Raw genomic sequence first — 719 nt, forward strand, 5'->3', positions numbered from 1 at the left:
AGCTGCGCCACAGGCAGTCGCAGCGCGTGCGCCCTTCCCACAGCACGGCGACGAAGTACGGGTCGTAGTAGGGCTGCATCGTGGCTGCCGAGGCTTGGCGTACCTCCAGCGTGGTCAGCACAGTTGCGCCAATCGGGGCGACAATCAGCCGTTTCAGCATTTCGCGTCGCGTGATGCGCTCTGCGCTCATTCTGCAACCTCCTCCACTCCTGTGATTTTGCTCTGCATCGTTTGGGACGCGCCCGATACCTCGAGGCGATACCAGTTGTACGCGGCGGGTGGCTTAACAACCACGCGGAACCAGCCGCGCGCGTTGCCGACTATCTGTCCCGACTGGCTCCACTGCCAGCCGTTGGTGTTGCCCCCGCGCACCGTGTAGGCAATCGGCGCGCTGCCGCCTGTGACGCCCGTCCAGTAGAAGGCGCGAACCGACTCGGCGTTCACAAAGGTCGGCGCCAACGGCTCCGCTTGGTTCAGCACATCCTTTGGCGTCGCTTCCACCTGAAGCGTCCCGACATACAGTGTCAGTGGCACTGTGCACATATTCTAATTATATCATAAATTGGTCAGAGATGTCAATAGCCTGCGGACAAATCAGGCTCTGGCGTCAGCAAACAAGAGGTCTTATACCAATCGCGTGTCCAAAGTTCATGAATTGCCCCCCTCCGTAGGTCCCCCCCGCTTCGCGAGGGGAACCGCGTGGGGCGCGTGGGTTCCCC

At 61.2% G+C, this 719-nt stretch carries 2 protein-coding genes; both read right to left on the reverse strand.

Annotation, left to right across the window (positions count from 1 at the left end; translation table 11 throughout):
- Positions 1-190 (reverse strand): hypothetical protein (locus tag NW837_RS15330; protein ID WP_414332514.1); only part of this gene is annotated, 190 nt, incomplete at its 3' end.
- Entirely contained in the window at positions 187-534 is a 348-nt protein-coding gene (locus NW837_RS15335; RefSeq protein WP_414332516.1) for a hypothetical protein, read from the reverse strand. The genes NW837_RS15335 and NW837_RS15330, both read right to left, overlap by 4 nt.
- Between the last annotated feature and the right edge of the window lie 185 nt (positions 535-719).

Source organism: Synechococcus sp. R6-10, assembly GCF_047461815.1.
Taxonomy (GTDB): domain Bacteria; phylum Cyanobacteriota; class Cyanobacteriia; order Thermostichales; family Thermostichaceae; genus Thermostichus.